Below are 16,193 nucleotides of genomic sequence, written 5' to 3'. Positions count from 1 at the left end.
GGTCCTCAGTGGTGGCGGTAAAATCTAGCACGCCAATGGTTTTCGTCGCAGCAGCGACTCAAACGGGTTATCCGGCGCGACGTACCAGGTCGCGGGCGCCCAGCCGCCCGGGCTCGAGCATCATGTTGTGACCCATGCTGAAGAATTCCGGCTCGGTGCGGTAGGAGCGAGCCGTGGCCCGCACCTCGCCGACGCTGACAAACCCGTCGTGCTCGGCACCCAGCACGAGCATCGGCGTCCTCACCCGGCGGGTCCGGACGCGGCGGAGCATCGGATCGGTCATGGCGGCTCGAGCGCTTTCCGCTCCGGCGCGCCGCCGGCAGGATTCGACGATCGCCTCGGGCGTGGCGGCGCAAAACAGGTATTCGCGCGCCGGCGCCGGGGTGGCCAGGAATCTCAGCAGCGTCGGATCGCTCCCACGCTTCCAGGGTCATCGACGGACGGCGGCGCCAGACTCGCGACGCCAGCGTGAGGACGCCCTGCGGCGGGACGGAGCCCACCAGCACCGCCGCGGGGGCGGTCCGGTCTTCGAGGTAGCGCTGGATCACAAAGCCGCCCAACGAATGGCCGACCAGCACCGGTTCGCTACCCAGCTCGTCGGCCGTCGCGCGGACGTCGTCGATGTAGTCGGCGATGGACACCTGGTGCAGGGGCTTGGCCGTCGGGCTTTCGCCATGCCCGCGCAGGCTGACCCGACCGCGCGATAGCCCGCACCGGCGAAGAAGTCCAGGAAGTTCTGCCAGCACCACGCGCTGTGCCGCCCGCCGTGAACGAACAACAGCGGGACGGGATGGGCGTCGGTGCAGGCCCCGTTGTCGATGACCTCGAGCATGGCCCCTCGTGCTGCTTCCGTTGTGACCGCAATCACAATAACGGCTGATGGGCGCTCTTGTGACCGCACCCGAGCCCCCGGTCGTCTGACCGAATCGTCCTTTGGCCGCCAGGGGTGCGGGCGGTCTCCGCCGGGCCTCGAGCCGCCGGGCCTCGAGCCGCCGGGCCTCGGGCCGCCGGGCCTCGAGCCGCCGGGCCTCGAGCCGCCGGCCCTCGAGCCGCCGGGCCTCGAGCCGCCGGGCCTCGAGCCGCCGGGCCTCGAGCCGCCGCCAGACATAAACCTCTGCGACCCGCCACGGCGTGTCGTCGCAGACGTTTACGTGTCGCGGGTGGGTGCGCGCGGCTTCGCCGATGGCGCGCCTCCTCCTCGCGCCCCTGCGGGGCGCGCGTCGTCGCCAGCGCGGCCGCGCTTGCGATACCACGAGGTCAATACGTGGTACCCGCTGCGCGCGGCTTCGCCGATGGCGCGCCTCCTCCTCGCGCCCCTGCGGGGCGCGCGTCGTCGCCAGCGCGGCCGCGCTTGCGATACCACGAGGTCAATACGTGGTACCCGCTGCGCGCGGCTTCGCCGCGCTTGCGATACCACTAGGCTGGTCGGGTGTTTGAATCGCTGTCTGACCGGTTGACCGGTGCCCTTCAGGGGCTGCGCGGCAAGGGTCGACTGACCGACGCCGATATCGAGGCGACCACCCGCGAGATTCGCCTGGCGCTCCTGGAAGCCGACGTTTCGCTGCCCGTCGTGCGCGCGTTCGTCGGCCGGATCAAGGAGCGGGCCCGGGGCGTCGAGGTCTCGGGTGCCCTCAACCCGGCGCAGCAGGTCGTCAAGATTGTCAACGAAGAGCTCATCGGCATCCTGGGCGGGCAGACGCGCCAGCTGGCGCACGCCAAGACGCCGCCGACCGTGATCATGCTCGCCGGTCTGCAGGGTTCGGGTAAGACGACGTTGGCGGGCAAGCTGGCCGCGTGGCTGCGCGGGCAGGGGCACACGCCTTTGCTGGTGGCCTGCGACCTGCAGCGGCCCGCCGCCGTGAACCAGCTGCAGGTGGTCGGGCAACGCGCCGGCGTCCCGGTGTTCGCCCCGCACCCGGGCGCGTCGCCCGACTCCGGCCCCGGCGACCCCGTCGCCGTCGCGGCGGCCGGCCTGGACGAGGCCCGCTCCAAGCACTTCGACGTCGTCATCGTCGACACCGCCGGACGGCTGGGCATCGACGACGAACTGATGTCCCAGGCCGCGGCCATACGCGACGCCGTGGACCCCGACGAGGTGCTGTTCGTCCTGGACGCGATGATCGGTCAGGACGCCGTGACCACCGCCGAGGCGTTCCGCGAGGGCGTCGGCTTCACCGGGGTGGTGCTCACCAAGCTCGACGGCGACGCCCGCGGTGGCGCGGCGCTGTCGGTCCGCGAGGTCACTGGTGTGCCGATCCTGTTCGCCTCCAGCGGCGAGAAGCTCGAGGACTTCGACGTCTTCCACCCCGACCGGATGGCGAGCCGGATCCTCGGCATGGGCGACGTCCTGACCCTCATCGAGCAGGCCGAGCAGGTCTTCGACGCGCAGCGCGCCGAGGAGGCCGCCGCCAAGATCGGCACCGGCGAGCTGACGCTCGAGGACTTCCTCGAGCAGATGCTGGCGATCCGCAAGATGGGCCCGATCGGCAACCTGCTGGGCATGCTGCCCGGCGCCGGCCAGATGAAGGACGCGCTCGCCGAGGTCGACGACAAGCAACTCGACCGGCTGCAGGCCATCATCCGCGGGATGACGCCCCAGGAGCGCGCCGATCCGAAGATCATCAACGCGTCGCGGCGGCTGCGCATCGCCAACGGCTCGGGAGTGACGGTGTCGGAGGTCAACCAGCTGGTCGACCGCTTCTTCGAGGCCCGCAAGATGATGTCGTCCATGCTCGGCGGCATGGGCATCCCCGGCATGGGGCGCAAGTCCTCCACACGTAAAGCCAAAGGCGCCAAGGGGAAGAAGGGCAAGAAGGGGGGACGGGGACCGACGCCGCCCAAGGCCAGGAACCCGCTCATGCCGGGCATGCCGGCCGGGTTCCCCGACCTGTCGCAGATGCCCAAGGGCCTCGACGAGCTGCCACCCGGCCTGGCCGACTTCGACCTGTCCAAGCTCAAGTTCCCTGGCAACCCGGGCAAGAACTAACCGCGCCGTGCGGATGCGCCTGCGGGGTCTGGAGCTGCCCGGCGAGACCGAGATCGAGCTGTGGATCGTCGACGGCCGCATCAGTACCGAACGGGTCGCGGGCGCCGGCACCGTCTTCGAGGGCGGCTGGATCGTGCCCGGGCTAGTGGACGCACACTGTCACGTCGGGCTCGGCGACGACGGCGAGATCCCGATCGAGGAGGCCATCGGACAGGCCGAGACCGAACGCGACGCCGGCGCCCTGCTGTTGCGCGACTGCGGGTCGCCCACCGACACGCGAAGCCTCGACGACGGTGACGACCTGCCCCGCATTATCCGGGCCGGCAAACACCTGGCCAGGCCCAAGCGGTACTCGCGGGGCTTCGCCGACGAACTCGAGGACGAATCCGAGCTGCCGGGCGCGGTCGCCCGGGAGGCGAGACGCGGCGACGGCTGGGTGAAGCTAGTCGGCGACTGGATCGACCGCGGAGTCGGCGACCTCGCCCCGCTGTGGTCCGACGACGTGCTCGAGGCCGCGATCGGCGCCGCGCACGCCCACGGCGCCCGGGTCACCGCGCATGTCTTCGGCGAGGACGCGCTGCCCGGCCTGATCAACGCCGGCATCGACTGCATCGAACACGGCACCGGCCTCACCGACGACACCATCGCCCTGATGGTCGAGCACGGGACCGCGCTCGTCCCCACGCTGATCAACAGCCTGGAAAACTTCGAAGGCATTGGGGACGCCGCGGCGCGCTACCCTGCCTACGCCGCACACATGCGCGACCTGCACGCCCGTTGCCGGGCGCGCACGGCCGCGGCGCGCGAGGCGGGCGTGCCGATCTACGCCGGCAGCGACGCCGGCACCATGATCGCGCACGGGCGGATCGCCGACGAGGTCGAGGCGCTCAAGGGCATCGGCATGAGCCCGACCGACGCGCTCGGCGCGGCGTGCTGGGACGCGCGCCGCTGGCTGGGGCGGCCCGGCCTGGACCACGGGGCGTCGGCCGACCTGCTGTGCTACTCGGAGGATCCGCGCCTGAGTTCCGAAGTGCTCAACCACCCCGATCTGGTGATCTTGCGGGGCAAGGTGTTTCGGCCCTAGTCCCGGCCGGGCACCGGCGGGCGCGAGGTCGGGATCGCGGATAGGATCGCTGCATGGCGTTGGCCAGCGGCGCGACGTTTGCCGGATACGTGATCGCGCGAAGGCTGGGTTCCGGGTCGACCGGTGACGTCTACCTGGTGCAGGACCGCAGCTCGGCCGTCTGGCGGGCGTTGAAGGTCCTTTCCGCCGAGTTGTCGGCGGACGAAGAATTCCGCCGGCGATTTCAGGCGGAGACGCCGGCCGCGGCAAGCCTCACCCACCCGCACATCGTCGAGGTCCACGAGCGCGGCGAGTTCTACGGCCGCCTCTACGTAGCGATGCAATACGTCGAGGGCATCGACGCTGCCCGGCTGATGGCCGACCGCTTCCCGGCGGTCTCACCGGCGGGGGAGGTGCTCGCCCTGGTCAGCGCCGTCGCCGAGGCCCTCGATTACGCCCATGACAGCGGGATGCTGCATCTCGACGTCAAGCCCGCCAACATTCTGCTGACCGGTCGCGGGGAGGGGGAGCGGCGGATCCTCCTGAGCGACTTCGGGACGGCACCGGCCCTGGGCGCGTCAACCGGGAAATATGCGGCGCCCGAGCAGGCGCCCGCCGGTGCCGGGTCTGCGGTTGATGGGCGCGCCGACCAGTACGCGCTGGCGGCCACCGCGTTCCATCTGCTGACCGGCACATCGCCGGGAGAACGTCCGCCCAGCCTGAGCAGCCTGCGCCCCGAGCTGGTGCGGCTGGATCGCGTCTTTGCCCGGGCGCTCGCCGAAAGCCCCGCGGACCGGTTCGAAACTTGCCGCCAGTTCGCCCAGGCGGCCAACGAGCAGGTCGGCGGCTCGACCGCGGACCGCAGCGCCGGGGCCCCGCTGGTGGCCGAATATCCCGCGTACGCCTGGCCGGAGACTGTCGAGGCGGAAGACGTGGCGTCGGTCAAAGCCCACGGTCCCGTCCGGAAAGCCCGAGTGCCTCGGGCCGCCGCCGGGTCAGGGCGCCGGCCCCCGGAGAAGCACCGCCCGGTGACGCTGGGTCGCGCGCGGGCGGTGCGGCAGCCCCCGGCGCCCCCGCCGAGGCGGCGCAGGCCCCGCCGAATCCTGCTGGTGCTCGCGGCCGTCCTGCTGGTGATCGGTCTGCTCGCGCTCGGCTTCGCCCTCGGGCGCACGACCGGCACCAGCGGTGCCCGGTCCGCCGCACCGGTGCCGGCCCCGTCCGCCGAGCCGCCGACGCCCGCGGTCCCGTCCGCCGCGCCCGTCCCCCTCGACGGTTCCTACCGCCTCGAGGTCCAACGCGCCAAGCAGACGTTCAACTATGTGGCCGACCCGCAGCCGCCGGACGTGACGACGTGGTGGGCGTTTCGCTCGTCGTGCGCCCCTGCGGAATGCGTCGCGGCCGCGATCCGGCTCGACGACGGCGACCATCAGCGGGCCGCCGTGCCCGACGCCGGCCAGCTGATCATGCGGTTCGCGGACGGTCGCTGGCAATCGCAGCCGGAGGAGGCCCGCGTCGCGTGCGCCGGTCCGGACCGGCCGGTGCAGACGCAGGCGGCGACGGTGGTGCTGTCGCTGAAGCCCCGGCCGGAGGACGATCTGGTGGGCGAGGAGACCGTCACCGTGCAGAGCAACGAGTGCGCCCAACGGTCGGCCGTGATCCGCATCCCGGCGGTCCTGCGCCGCAGCGGCGACGTCCCGCCGGCCGTCACCGGGCCGGACCCCGCGACGATCGCCGACGCCCCCGCGCCGCCGGCCACCGAACCCCACCGCTGACGGAGCCTTCCGGCCGCCGTCCGTTCGACTCGCCTCCAGAAAAGATTGCGAGCGATCACTATCAATGTTACGGTTCCCGCACCGGACACCTGGAGGAAGACATGACCTACGACGTGATCATCCGCGACGGACTGTGGTTCGACGGCACGGGCGCCGCGCCGCGAACCCGGACGCTCGGCATCCGTGATGGCGTGCTGGCCACGGTTTCCGATCGGCCGCTCGACGAGACGGGCTGCCCGGACGTGATCGACGCCGCGGGCAAGTGGGTCGTCCCGGGCTTCCTCGACGTGCACACTCACTACGACGCCGAGGTGCTGCTGGATCCCGGGCTGCGGGAGTCGGTGCGCCACGGTGTGACGACCGTGCTGCTGGGCAACTGCTCGCTGTCCACGGTGTACGCCGGTTCCGAGGACGCCGCCGACCTGTTCAGCCGGGTCGAGGCGGTGCCCCGCGAATACGTCTACGACGCGTTGACCACGCACCGGAACTGGTCGACGGCGGCGGAATACGTCGAGGCGATCGACGCTCTGCCGCTCGGCCCCAATGTTGGCTCGCTGCTTGGCCATTCGGACCTGCGGGCCGCGGTGCTCGGCCTCGATCGCGCCACCGACGCGAGTGTCAGGGCCACCGACGCCGAACTGGAAAAGATGGCGGCGCTGCTCGAGCAGGCGCTGGACGCCGGGATGCTGGGCATGTCCGGCATGGACGCGGCGATCGATAAGCTCGATGGCGACCGGTTCCGGTCGCGAGCTCTGCCGTCCACGTTCGCCACGTGGCGGGAGCGGCGTCGGCTGATCAAGGTGCTGCGCAAGCGCGGCCGGATCCTGCAGAGCGCGCCGAACATCGAAAGCGCGCTGTCCGGTCTCCTCTTCTTCCTCTCCAGCAGCCGAATCCTGGGACGCGGCAAGGGGGTTCGGATGAGCCTGCTGGTGTCCGCCGATGCGAAGTCCATGCCGTACGCCGTGCGCACGTTCGGGCCGGGCACCCGGATCCTCAACCGGCTGCTGGGCTCCAGCGTGCGCTTCCAGCACCTGCCCGTCCCGTTCGAGCTGTACTCGGACGGGATCGACCTGCCGGTGTTCGAGGAGTTCGGCGCGGGAACCGCCGCCCTCCACCTGCGAGACCAGTTGCAGCGCAACGAGTTGCTGGCCGACGAGTCCTACCGCCGCCAGTTCCGCCGGGAGTTCGACCGCATCAAACTGGGCCCGTCGCTGTGGCACCGCGACTTCCACGACGCGATCATCGTCGAATGCCCCGACCCATCTCTGATCGGCAAGAGCTTCGGCGCGATCGCCGACGAGCGCGGGCTGCATCCGCTCGACGCGTTCCTCGACGTGCTCGTCGAGAACGGTGAGCGCAACGTCCGCTGGACGACGACGGTGGCCAACCACCGGCCCAAGCAGCTCAACAAGCTGGCCGCCGAGCCGAGCATCCACATGGGCTTCTCGGACGCCGGGGCCCACCTGCGCAACATGGCCTTCTACAACTTCCCACTGAGGATGCTCAAGCGCGTCCGGGACGCCCACCGCGCCGGCCGGCCGTTCCTGTCCACCGAGCGGGCGGTGCACCGCCTCACCGGGGAGTTGGCGGAGTGGTTCGGCATCGACGCGGGCACCCTGCGCCAGGGCGACCGCGCGGATTTCGTCGTGATCGACCCGGCCGGCCTCAACGACGCGGTGGACGGCTACTACGAGGAAGAGGTGCCCTTCTACGGCGGGCTGCGCCGCATGGTCAACCGCAACGACGACGCCGTGGTCGCCACCGGCGTGGGCGGCACGGTCGTGTTCCGGGACGGCCGTTTCCACGAGGGCTACGGCGAGACCGTGCGGTCCGGCCGGTACCTGCGGGCCGGCGCCCGCCACCCGGGCGCCCGCGGCGCCGAGCGCACCGGCGCCCGGCAGGCCGCCGAGGCCGGGGTCTGACGTGGCGCGAACCCAGCAGCAGCGCCGCGAGGAGACCGTCGGCCGGCTCCTCGAGGCGTCCATCGCCAGCATCGTCGAGGTGGGTTACGCCCGGGCTTCCGCCGCCGTGATCACCAAGCGTGCGGGGGTGTCGGTGGGCGCGCTGTTCCGTCACTTCGAGACGATGAGCGACTTCATGGCCGCGACGGCGTCCGAAGTGCTGCGCCGCCAGCTGGAGTCGTTCACCAAGCGGGTCGCCGAGATCCCGGCCGACCGGCCGGCGCTCCAGACGGCCCTGGAGATCCTGCGCGACATCACCAGCGGCCCGGCCAACGCCGTCATCTACGAATTGCTCGTCGCCGCGCGGACCGACGAAAAGCTCAGGGACACACTGCGACACGAGCTGGGGCAGTACTCGGCGAAGATCTACGACGCGGCCCGCGCCCTGCCGGGGGCCGAAGCCTTCCCGGAGGAGACGTTTCCGGTGCTCGTGGCTCTGATGACCAACGTGTTCGACGGGGCGGCCGTGGTCGAGGGCGTCCTGCCCCAGCCGGACATCGCCGCCCGCCGGATTCCGGTGCTCGCGGCGCTGCTGACCGCCGGGCTGCCCAACCCCTGAGCGCGGTCGTCAGAGGGTGCCGATGCCGTTCTCCGGGTTGAGCGCGAAGCCCCAGTCGAACAGGCTGGCGGCCTGGTCCCAGTAGCTCGGCCCGCCCGCCTTGACCAGGCCGTACATCATGGCGATCACCAACCGTCGGCCCCCGCGGGCGGCGGCGCCGACGAACGTCTTGCGCGCGGCGTCGGTGAATCCCGTCTTGCCGCCGATCGCGCCAGGATAGCGCTGCAGCAGCTCGTCCTGGTTCGTGATCGGGCGTTCCACGCCGGTGGCAGGATCGGGAAACATCGCCGACGGCTCGGCGGTGATCTGCGCGAACACCGGGTTGGCCATCGCGGTGCGGAAGATGACGGTGAGATCGTGTGCGGTCGACGCGCCGGAGCCTCCCGGACCGTCCAGACCGGACGGAGTGGCGGCGCGGGTGCTCGTGGCCCCCAGCGACGCGGCCTTCGCATTCATCTTGGCCACGGTGGCGTCGGGGCCGCCCAGCAGGTGTGCCAGCGTGTTGGCGGCGTCGTTGCCGGAGACCAGCAGCAGCGCGTCGAGCAGCTGGCGCGCCGTGTAGCTGCGGCCCGGTTTGATCCCGACGCAATTGCACTCGACCTCGGTGTCCGCGGCGTCGGCGACGACGGTCTGGTCGAGGCTCACCTGGTCGAGCGCCACCAGGGCCAGCAGGACCTTGATGGTGCTCGCGGGCGGATGCGCGACGTTCTGGTCACGCCCGGCAAGCACCTGACCGCTGTCGAGGTCGGCCACGATCCACGTCTGCGCCGGGCCGTCGGGGATCGGCACCGAGCCCACAGGCTGCATGCTGTCGGCCCCCGCGGTGACCACGCCGGCGGTGCCGGCGCACGTGCCGAGCGTGAGCGCGGCGGCGGCCGCGGCCATGAGCTTGCGCATGGCCGCAGATAGTAGCTTCCGGGCGCGTCGGGCGGCTATTTTCGCGTCAGTGCCACGGCATGTCCCGCCACGAGTAGAACGCGCCCGTGCCGACGTCGTGGACGCCGTAGTAGTCCCAGTAGTAGTCGTGGCAGACGTTGCCGTCCCACGGGATCGGGCGCCCCGCGGGGTTGGCGTCACCCGGGCACCACTGTTGGCAGGAGTGTCCGGCCGGGCATGGCGCGGCCTGCGCGGGCGGCGCGAGCAGACCCAGACCGCCCGCCAAGCTCAGGACGGTTGCCACCCCGGCGCATGCTGCTTTCATATACCGGGGATTATTCCCCCGCTGCGGTCCGCGTGGGCTGGGAAAACGGGAAAATCCTCGCGCCAGGGTCATGGTCAGTCCCTTCGTTGCTGGCTGTCTCCCGCCAAGTGGACCCGGGCCGCGTCGCTACCGATCCCAATGCCGCCGGCACCGGTCCCCGGCGGGGCCGCGGCGCGGTGTTGAATCGACCCATGCTGAGCCTCGAGGAAATCTCGGACCGGTTGGAGATCCAGCAGCTACTGGTCGACTACTCCACCGCCATCGACAACCGCCGCTTCGACGACCTGGATCGCGTGTTCACCCAGGACGCATACATCGACTACACCGCTTTGGGCGGCATCGAGGGCCGCTATCCGGAGGTCAAGAAGTGGCTGTCGGAGGTGTTGCCGAACTTCCCGGTGTACGCCCACATGCTCGGCAACTTCTCGGTGCGCATCGAGGGGGATACGGCGTCGTCGAGGGTCGTCTGCTTCAACCCCATGGTGCTGCCCGGCGACGGGGACCAGGCGCTGTTTTGCGGGCTGTGGTACGACGACGAGTTCCTTCGCACCGCCGACGGCTGGCGGATGACCCGCCGCGTCGAGACCAAGGTCTTCCAGAAAGTGATGTGACGCGGCGCGGCTCCGCCGAGATGGCCGTGTGGGCTGCGCTCGCGCACTGAACGCGGCCACGACGGCAATTTCGCGGCAAGACGGATTTCTGGCGCGGTGACCCGCTGCGCCCGGCTTCGCCGCGCTTGCGATCGCCGACGGATTTCTGGCGCGGTGACCCGCTGCGCCCGGCTTCGCCGCGCTTGCGATCGCCGACGGATTTCTGGCGCGGTGACCTGTTCTGGCACAATGGGCGGCTGTCCGCTGAGCGATTACGCATCGCTCGGTGGTCACACACGCGAGGCAAAACCGGACCCCGGCATCCCGCCCGGGTCGCTGAATTGCCGCGTGACACCACAGGAGATCGCTTAATCATGGCTGTGAAGATCAAGCTCACCCGGCTTGGCAAGATCCGCAATCCCCAGTACCGCATCGCCGTCGCCGACGCGCGGACGCGCCGCGACGGCCGGTCCATCGAGGTCATCGGCCGGTATCACCCCAAGGAAGAGCCGAGCCTGATCGAGATCAACTCCGAGCGCGCCCAGTACTGGCTCTCGGTGGGGGCTCAGCCGACCGAGCCCGTGCTCAAGCTGCTGAAGATCACCGGCGACTGGCAGAAGTTCAAGGGTCTGCCGGGCGCGGAGGGCAGCCTGAAGGTCGCCCCGCCCAAGCCCAGCAAGCTGGAGCTGTTCAACGCCGCGCTCGCCGAGGCTGACGGCGGTCCCACCACCGAGGCCACCAAGCCGAAGAAGAAGGCCCCGGCCAAGAAGGCCGCCAAGGCCGAATCCGGTGATGAAGCCGCCGCCGAGGCGAGCGCCGACGCCGCGCCGGCCGAGCAGGCCGAGCCGACGACCGAGAGCTGACTGACGTGAGCACGGTCGTCGTCGACGCTGTTGAGCACCTGGTCCGCGGGATTGTCGACAATCCCGACGATGTCCGGGTGGACCTGGTGACCAGTCGCCGGGGGCGCACGGTGGAAGTCCACGTCCATCCCGACGACCTGGGCAAGGTGATCGGCCGCGGCGGACGTACCGCGACCGCGTTGCGCACCCTGGTCGCCGGCATCGGTGGGCGCGGCATCCGCGTCGACGTGGTGGACACCGACCAGTAGCGGAGCGCTGCGGTATGGAACTCCGTTGGAGTTGACCATCGGACGCGTCGTGAAGGCCCACGGGATTCACGGCGAGCTCGTCGTCGAGGTCCGCACCGACGACCCCGTGACCCGGTTCGCACCCGGAAACACGTTGCGCGCCAAAAATCCTCGCGGTGGTCCGGAACACGACTTGGTCGTGGAGGCGGCGCGCGAGCACGGTGGGCGAATGTTGCTGCGGTTGGCCGGAGTGCACGACCGTGACGGGGCCGACGCGTTGCGGGGCCGGTTGTTCGTCGTAGACTCCGGCGACCTGCCGCCGATAGACGAGCCGGACACCTATTACGACCATCAGCTCGAGGGTCTCCGGGTCCGGACGACGACGGGTCAAGAGGTCGGTGTCGTCGCCGAGGTGCTGCACACCGCCGCCGGGGAATTGCTGGCGATCGACCGGAATGCGGGCCCCGGGGTGGCTCAGGCGCTGGTGCCGTTCGTCACCGCGATCGTCACGTCGGTATCGCTGGAGGACGGTGTCGTGGAGATCGATCCGCCCGAGGGTCTGCTGGACCTGGGGTAGCCGTGCGAATCGATGTGATCACGATCTTCCCCGCCTGCCTGGAGCCGCTGCGACAATCGTTGCCGGGCAAGGCGATCGACGCCGGCCTGGTCGACCTGCGGGTGCACGACCTGCGGCGGTGGACCCACGACGTGCACCACTCGGTCGACGACGCCCCGTACGGCGGCGGTCCCGGGATGGTGATGAAGGCGCCGGTCTGGGGTGACGCGCTGGACGAAACCTGTTCCGGCGAAACGGTCTTGGTGGTCCCGACGCCGGCCGGTTCGCTCTTCACGCAGGCCACCGCGCAGCGCTGGAGCGGCGAGGCGCACCTGGTGTTCGCCTGCGGCCGTTATGAGGGCATCGACCAGCGCGTCGTCGACGACGCGGCTCGCCGGATGCGGGTCGAGGAGGTCTCGATCGGCGACTACGTGCTGCCCGGCGGGGAGTCGGCGGCAGTGGTGATGATCGAGGCCGTGCTGCGGCTGGTCGCCGGCGTCCTGGGCAATCCCGCATCGCTGCACGAAGATTCGCACTCGCCCGCGCTGGATCGGCTCCTGGAGGGGCCGAGTTACACGCGGCCGCCGAGTTGGCGCGGCCTGGATGTTCCCGACGTCCTGCTCTCGGGCGATCACGCACGAATTGCCGCCTGGCGGCGGGAGGTTTCGCTGCGGCGCACACGAGAACGCCGCCCGGACCTGTTGGGCGACTAGCGCACGCGGCTCAGATCCGGCCGCTGGGGAACAACGTCTTCACCGCGCGGGTGATCGTGTCCCGGGCGGTGGCGTCGTCGGAGGGCTGCAGCGACTGGATCACCATGATGTAGCGGTGGTCGGCGCCGATCACCCCGGTGGACAGGTGCATCCAACTGCTACCGATGCAGCACATCCAGCCCTGCTTGACCGCGACCGGCTCGTTGTACAGGCCGTCCGGGATTCCGAATCGCTGCGGGTAGCCGTCGATTCCGGTGGGCGTGGACCGGGCCAGGTCGTTGAGGATGAGCTTGGCCCGCTCGGGCGGCAGCCCCCCCGACCCGTCGAGCAGCATGTCGTAGTAGCGGATCATGTCGGTCAGCGAGCTCATAGTGTTCCACCAGCGCCCGTCGCTCGGCGGGGTGGTCGACGCGAGCCCATACCGGCCGGCGACCGCGGTGATGATGGCGTCGCCGCCACCCTGGCCCCAGAATCGCTCGGCGGCCCCGTCATCCGACGACTGCAGCATGGCATCCAGCGCCTGGCGGTCGTCGGCGCTCAGCACCGTCTTCCCCTCGGCTTCGTGCAGCAGGAGGTCGTCGGCGATGAAGAGCTTGGCGACCGACGCCGTCCCGATGATCTGGCCGTTGCCGTTGGTGACCAGCTGGTGGGTGGACCGGTCGAGGATGGCCAGCGAGAGCGCGGCACCGGCGGCGGCGGCCTCGTCCGTCGCCTGCTGGACGCGGCTCTGCAGCGCGCCGAGCCCAGAGCTGGCCGCCGCCTGCGGCACGGTGATCGCCTCGAACAGCAGCTCGGCCAGCTGCGGTGACGGAGGCGCGGCCGACGGCGACGGGGCGGGTGCGGCGTGCGTCGGCGCGCTGTACGTCTTGGCCTGCACTTTCGCCTCGCACCCCGCGACGACCAGCAACGCCACCGCCGCCGTGGCGGTGAGCAGCCTACGTGGCCGTACCGGCATTATGTGTCCTCCGAGCTCTCCTCCGGCGAGAAGCGCGCACTGCGACGTGCAGTGGGGGCGGGTTTCGGGTTTGGCTGACGCGTGTCGACCCCAGTCATATGTACCATTCACCAGCGTGTTCGGCTCGCCGTTAACCGCGCCGATTTCGTGTGATTTTCTCCGCACGCGGGCCGTCTGGCACAATTGACCAGTTGTCTCCAGCCGAAGCCGCCGTCCGGGCCGCTTCTCGCCTGCTGCGAGATACGCCGAACGCCCGAAACCATCGGCTCGGTGACCGCACTCACGCGCGTGGGAGTGGCTGCCGCACGCCGTCGACCTCAAGGATGTGTCTCTCATGAACCGGCTGGACTTTGTCGACCAAGCGTCGCTGCGCGAGGACATCCCGGCGTTCGGTCCCGGCGACACCGTCAACGTGCACGTCAAGGTCATCGAGGGCGCCAAGGAGCGCATCCAGGTGTTCAAGGGCGTGGTGATCCGTCGGCAGGGCGGCGGCGTCCGGGAAACCTTCACCGTCCGCAAGGAGAGCTACGGCGTGGGCGTCGAGCGCACCTTCCCGGTGCACTCGCCGAACATCGACCACATCGAGCTCGTGACCCGAGGCGATGTCCGCCGCGCCAAGCTCTACTACCTGCGCGAACTCCGCGGCAAGAAGGCCAAGATCAAGGAAAAGCGCTGACCGGTGCGCCCCGGTGGCCGGTTGCGGCCGACTCGGCGGCCTGACGCCGTGCTGACTACGCTGATCTCGTGACCGATACCCCGGACTCAGCCGCCGACTCGACGAAGCCCCAGTCCGAGGCCGGCCAGCCGGAGCCCAAGGTCTCGACCCGTGATCTCGACGCTCCCGCCGAAGAGCCGGGACCGGCCGAGCCGGAGGCCAAGAAGTCACCGCTGCGGGAGTTCGCGGTCCTCGCGCTCATCGCCGTGGTCCTCTACTACGTCATGCTGACGTTCATCGCACGGCCGTACCTGATCCCGTCGGAGTCCATGGAGCCGACGCTGCACGGGTGCACGGGATGCGTCGGCGACCGCATCATGGTCGACAAGCTGACCTACCGGTTCGGCACTCCCCACCCCGGCGACGTCATCGTGTTCAAGGGGCCGCCCTCCTGGAACCGGGGCTACAAGTCGATCCGGTCCAACAACACCGTGCTGCGCTGGATCCAGAACGGCCTGTCCTTCATCGGCTTCGTGCCTCCCGACGAGAACGACCTGGTCAAGCGCGTCATCGCCGTGGGGGGCCAGACGGTGCAGTGCCGCGCGGACACCGGGTTGACGGTCGACGGCAAGCCGCTCAAGGAGCCGTATCTCAATGCCGCCACCATGAACGCCGACCCGGCGATGTACCCGTGCCTGGGCAGTCAGTTCGGGCCCGTCACCGTTCCGCAGGGACGGCTGTGGGTGATGGGCGACAACCGCACGCACTCGGCCGACTCGCGCGCCCATTGCGACAGCGTTCCCGCCGACGCGCTCAAGGAAATTCTGTGCACCGGCGACCCGAACTCGGGGACGGTGCCGGTGGCGAACGTCATCGGCAAGGCCAGGTTCATCGTGTGGCCGCCGACGCGGTGGGGCGGTGTGAGTTCGGTAAACCCCCAGCAGAGCCAGTAGCGGTGGCTTGAATTTGACGCAAACGTGGCCGCCGCGGACGGTGATCCGCAAGTCCGGGGGTTTGCGCACCCTGGAGTCGGCGCTGTACCGCAGCGGCCTGGGGCCGGTGGCTGGCGTGGACGAGGTGGGTCGTGGCGCGTGCGCGGGCCCGCTGGTGGTGGCGGCCTGTGTGCTCGGGCCCGGCCGTCTGGAAAGCCTTGCAGCGCTGGATGATTCGAAGAAGCTCACCGAGGCCGCGCGGGAGCGGCTGTTCCCGCTGATCCGGCGTTACGCACTGGCCTACCACGTGGTGTTCATTCCCCCGGCCGAAGTGGACCGCCGCGGGGTGCACGTGGCCAACATCGAGGGTATGCGGCGGGCGGTGGCGGGACTCTCCGTGCGTCCGGGGTACGTGCTGAGCGACGGCTTCCGGGTGCCGGGGCTGCCCGTGCCGTCGCTGCCGGTGATCGGCGGTGACGCGGTGGCGGCCTGCATCGCGGCGGCCAGCGTGCTCGCGAAGGTCAGCCGGGATCGGCTCATGGTGGCCATGGACGCCGAGCACCCCGGCTACGGCTTCGCCGACCACAAGGGCTACAGCACCCCCGCCCACAGCTCGGCGCTGACCGAGCTGGGCCCCTGCCGCGAGCACCGGCATTCGTTCATCAACGTGCGCCGGGTGGCGGCGGGCGCGGGCGCCCGGGTGGTGGCCGAGTGCAAAGCGGACCCTCCGCCTGGGCGCGGAGTATGTCGGTGAGGGAAGATGGACCGCGGGTTCATCCGGCGGGTCGCTTGTCGCTGACCAGCGCGAGCCGGCGGCCGGCAACGTTGTCTGGTGGAGAAGGACGTCTGAGCAGATGAGTGCGGAAGATCTCGAAAAGTACGAAACCGAGATGGAGCTCTCGCTCTACCGCGAATACAAGGACATCGTCGGGCAGTTCAGCTACGTCGTCGAAACCGAGCGCCGCTTCTACCTGGCCAACAGCGTGGAGATGTTTCCGCGCAACGCCGACGGCGAGGTGTACTTCGAGCTGCGGCTCTCCGACGCCTGGGTGTGGGACATGTACCGCCCCGCGCGGTTCGTCAAGCACGTGCGGGTGGTCACCTTCAAGGACGTCAACATCGAAGAGGTCGAGAAGCCCGAGTTGCGGCTCCCCGAATAG

At 70.2% G+C, this 16,193-nt stretch carries 17 protein-coding genes and 1 pseudogene; 14 read left to right on the top strand and 4 right to left on the bottom strand.

Features of this window, described 5'->3' with window-relative positions; genetic code table 11:
• Nucleotides 1-5: 5 nt before the first annotated feature.
• Nucleotides 6-746 (bottom strand): alpha/beta fold hydrolase, encoded by a 741-nt coding sequence (locus tag SKC42_RS08405; RefSeq protein ID WP_442932052.1) that lies wholly within the window; start codon nt 744-746, stop codon nt 6-8.
• A 683-nt stretch (nt 747-1,429) separates the two neighbouring features.
• Here SKC42_RS08405 and ffh point away from each other — a divergent pair.
• The 5 genes from ffh to SKC42_RS08380 all read left to right on the top strand — a co-directional run bounded on the left by ffh (nt 1,430) and on the right by SKC42_RS08380 (nt 8,341).
• The gene (gene ffh, locus SKC42_RS08400) at nt 1,430-2,986 is read left to right on the top strand and encodes a signal recognition particle protein (protein WP_330963834.1); all 1,557 of its coding nucleotides are present in this window, start codon (nt 1,430-1,432) and stop codon (nt 2,984-2,986) included.
• A gap of 13 nt (nt 2,987-2,999) precedes the next feature.
• Complete coding sequence (locus tag SKC42_RS08395) at nt 3,000-4,070, top strand: amidohydrolase family protein (RefSeq protein ID WP_330963898.1); 1,071 nt, start codon at nt 3,000-3,002, stop codon at nt 4,068-4,070.
• Nucleotides 4,071-4,123: 53 nt separating this feature from the next.
• The gene (locus SKC42_RS08390; protein WP_330963833.1) at nt 4,124-5,821 is read left to right on the top strand and encodes a serine/threonine-protein kinase; all 1,698 of its coding nucleotides are present in this window, start codon (nt 4,124-4,126) and stop codon (nt 5,819-5,821) included.
• A gap of 101 nt (nt 5,822-5,922) precedes the next feature.
• A complete protein-coding gene (locus SKC42_RS08385) occupies nt 5,923-7,743 on the top strand; it encodes an N-acyl-D-amino-acid deacylase family protein (RefSeq protein WP_330963832.1) in 1,821 nt (606 codons plus the stop codon).
• A 1-nt stretch (nt 7,744) separates the two neighbouring features.
• Nucleotides 7,745-8,341 carry a TetR/AcrR family transcriptional regulator gene (locus tag SKC42_RS08380; RefSeq protein ID WP_330963831.1) on the top strand — a complete coding sequence of 199 codons (597 nt, stop codon included), beginning with the start codon at nt 7,745-7,747 and terminating at the stop codon, nt 8,339-8,341.
• Nucleotides 8,342-8,350: 9 nt separating this feature from the next.
• Here SKC42_RS08380 and SKC42_RS08375 read toward each other — a convergent pair whose 3' ends face one another.
• Together SKC42_RS08375 and SKC42_RS08370 are read right to left on the bottom strand one after the other, a co-directional pair.
• On the bottom strand, nt 8,351-9,238 hold the full coding sequence (locus SKC42_RS08375; RefSeq protein ID WP_330963830.1) for a D-alanyl-D-alanine carboxypeptidase family protein: 888 nt from the start codon (nt 9,236-9,238) through the stop codon (nt 8,351-8,353).
• Nucleotides 9,239-9,284: 46 nt separating this feature from the next.
• Nucleotides 9,285-9,521, bottom strand: a complete 237-nt coding sequence (locus tag SKC42_RS08370) for a hypothetical protein (protein ID WP_330963829.1) — start codon at nt 9,519-9,521, stop codon at nt 9,285-9,287.
• Nucleotides 9,522-9,733: 212 nt separating this feature from the next.
• On the opposite strand from SKC42_RS08370, the gene SKC42_RS08365 reads away from it, so the two are divergent.
• The 5 genes from SKC42_RS08365 to trmD all read left to right on the top strand — a co-directional run bounded on the left by SKC42_RS08365 (nt 9,734) and on the right by trmD (nt 12,491).
• A complete protein-coding gene (locus SKC42_RS08365) occupies nt 9,734-10,153 on the top strand; it encodes a nuclear transport factor 2 family protein (protein WP_330963828.1) in 420 nt (139 codons plus the stop codon).
• Between the two features lie 353 nt (nt 10,154-10,506).
• Nucleotides 10,507-10,995 (top strand): 30S ribosomal protein S16, encoded by a 489-nt coding sequence (gene rpsP / locus SKC42_RS08360; protein ID WP_330963827.1) that lies wholly within the window; start codon nt 10,507-10,509, stop codon nt 10,993-10,995.
• Nucleotides 10,996-11,000: 5 nt separating this feature from the next.
• On the top strand, nt 11,001-11,243 hold the full coding sequence (locus tag SKC42_RS08355; protein ID WP_036354608.1) for an RNA-binding protein: 243 nt from the start codon (nt 11,001-11,003) through the stop codon (nt 11,241-11,243).
• A 25-nt stretch (nt 11,244-11,268) separates the two neighbouring features.
• Nucleotides 11,269-11,799 (top strand): ribosome maturation factor RimM, encoded by a 531-nt coding sequence (gene rimM / locus SKC42_RS08350; RefSeq protein WP_330963826.1) that lies wholly within the window; start codon nt 11,269-11,271, stop codon nt 11,797-11,799.
• 2 nt (nt 11,800-11,801) lie between these two features.
• Nucleotides 11,802-12,491, top strand: a complete 690-nt coding sequence (gene trmD / locus SKC42_RS08345; protein ID WP_330963825.1) for a tRNA (guanosine(37)-N1)-methyltransferase TrmD — start codon at nt 11,802-11,804, stop codon at nt 12,489-12,491.
• Nucleotides 12,492-12,501: 10 nt separating this feature from the next.
• Here trmD and SKC42_RS08340 read toward each other — a convergent pair whose 3' ends face one another.
• A complete protein-coding gene (locus tag SKC42_RS08340) occupies nt 12,502-13,446 on the bottom strand; it encodes a hypothetical protein (protein ID WP_330963824.1) in 945 nt (314 codons plus the stop codon).
• Nucleotides 13,447-13,780: 334 nt separating this feature from the next.
• Here SKC42_RS08340 and rplS point away from each other — a divergent pair, with 334 nt between their 5' ends.
• From rplS to SKC42_RS08320, 4 genes and pseudogenes are all read left to right on the top strand, one after another.
• Nucleotides 13,781-14,122 (top strand): 50S ribosomal protein L19, encoded by a 342-nt coding sequence (rplS, locus tag SKC42_RS08335; protein WP_330963823.1) that lies wholly within the window; start codon nt 13,781-13,783, stop codon nt 14,120-14,122.
• Nucleotides 14,123-14,190: 68 nt separating this feature from the next.
• On the top strand, nt 14,191-15,054 hold the full coding sequence (lepB, locus tag SKC42_RS08330; RefSeq protein ID WP_330963822.1) for a signal peptidase I: 864 nt from the start codon (nt 14,191-14,193) through the stop codon (nt 15,052-15,054).
• A 13-nt stretch (nt 15,055-15,067) separates the two neighbouring features.
• A pseudogene (locus SKC42_RS08325) lies at nt 15,068-15,839 on the top strand (ribonuclease HII); the annotation flags it as partial.
• Nucleotides 15,840-15,887: 48 nt separating this feature from the next.
• Nucleotides 15,888-16,193: a DUF2469 domain-containing protein gene (locus SKC42_RS08320; RefSeq protein ID WP_085256242.1), complete on the top strand. Its 306-nt coding sequence runs from the start codon at nt 15,888-15,890 to the stop codon at nt 16,191-16,193.

The organism is Mycobacterium sp. 050134 (genome assembly GCF_036409085.1).
In the GTDB taxonomy this organism is placed as follows: Bacteria; Actinomycetota; Actinomycetes; order Mycobacteriales; family Mycobacteriaceae; genus Mycobacterium.
This window is presented reverse-complemented; position numbering and strand designations above follow the sequence as displayed.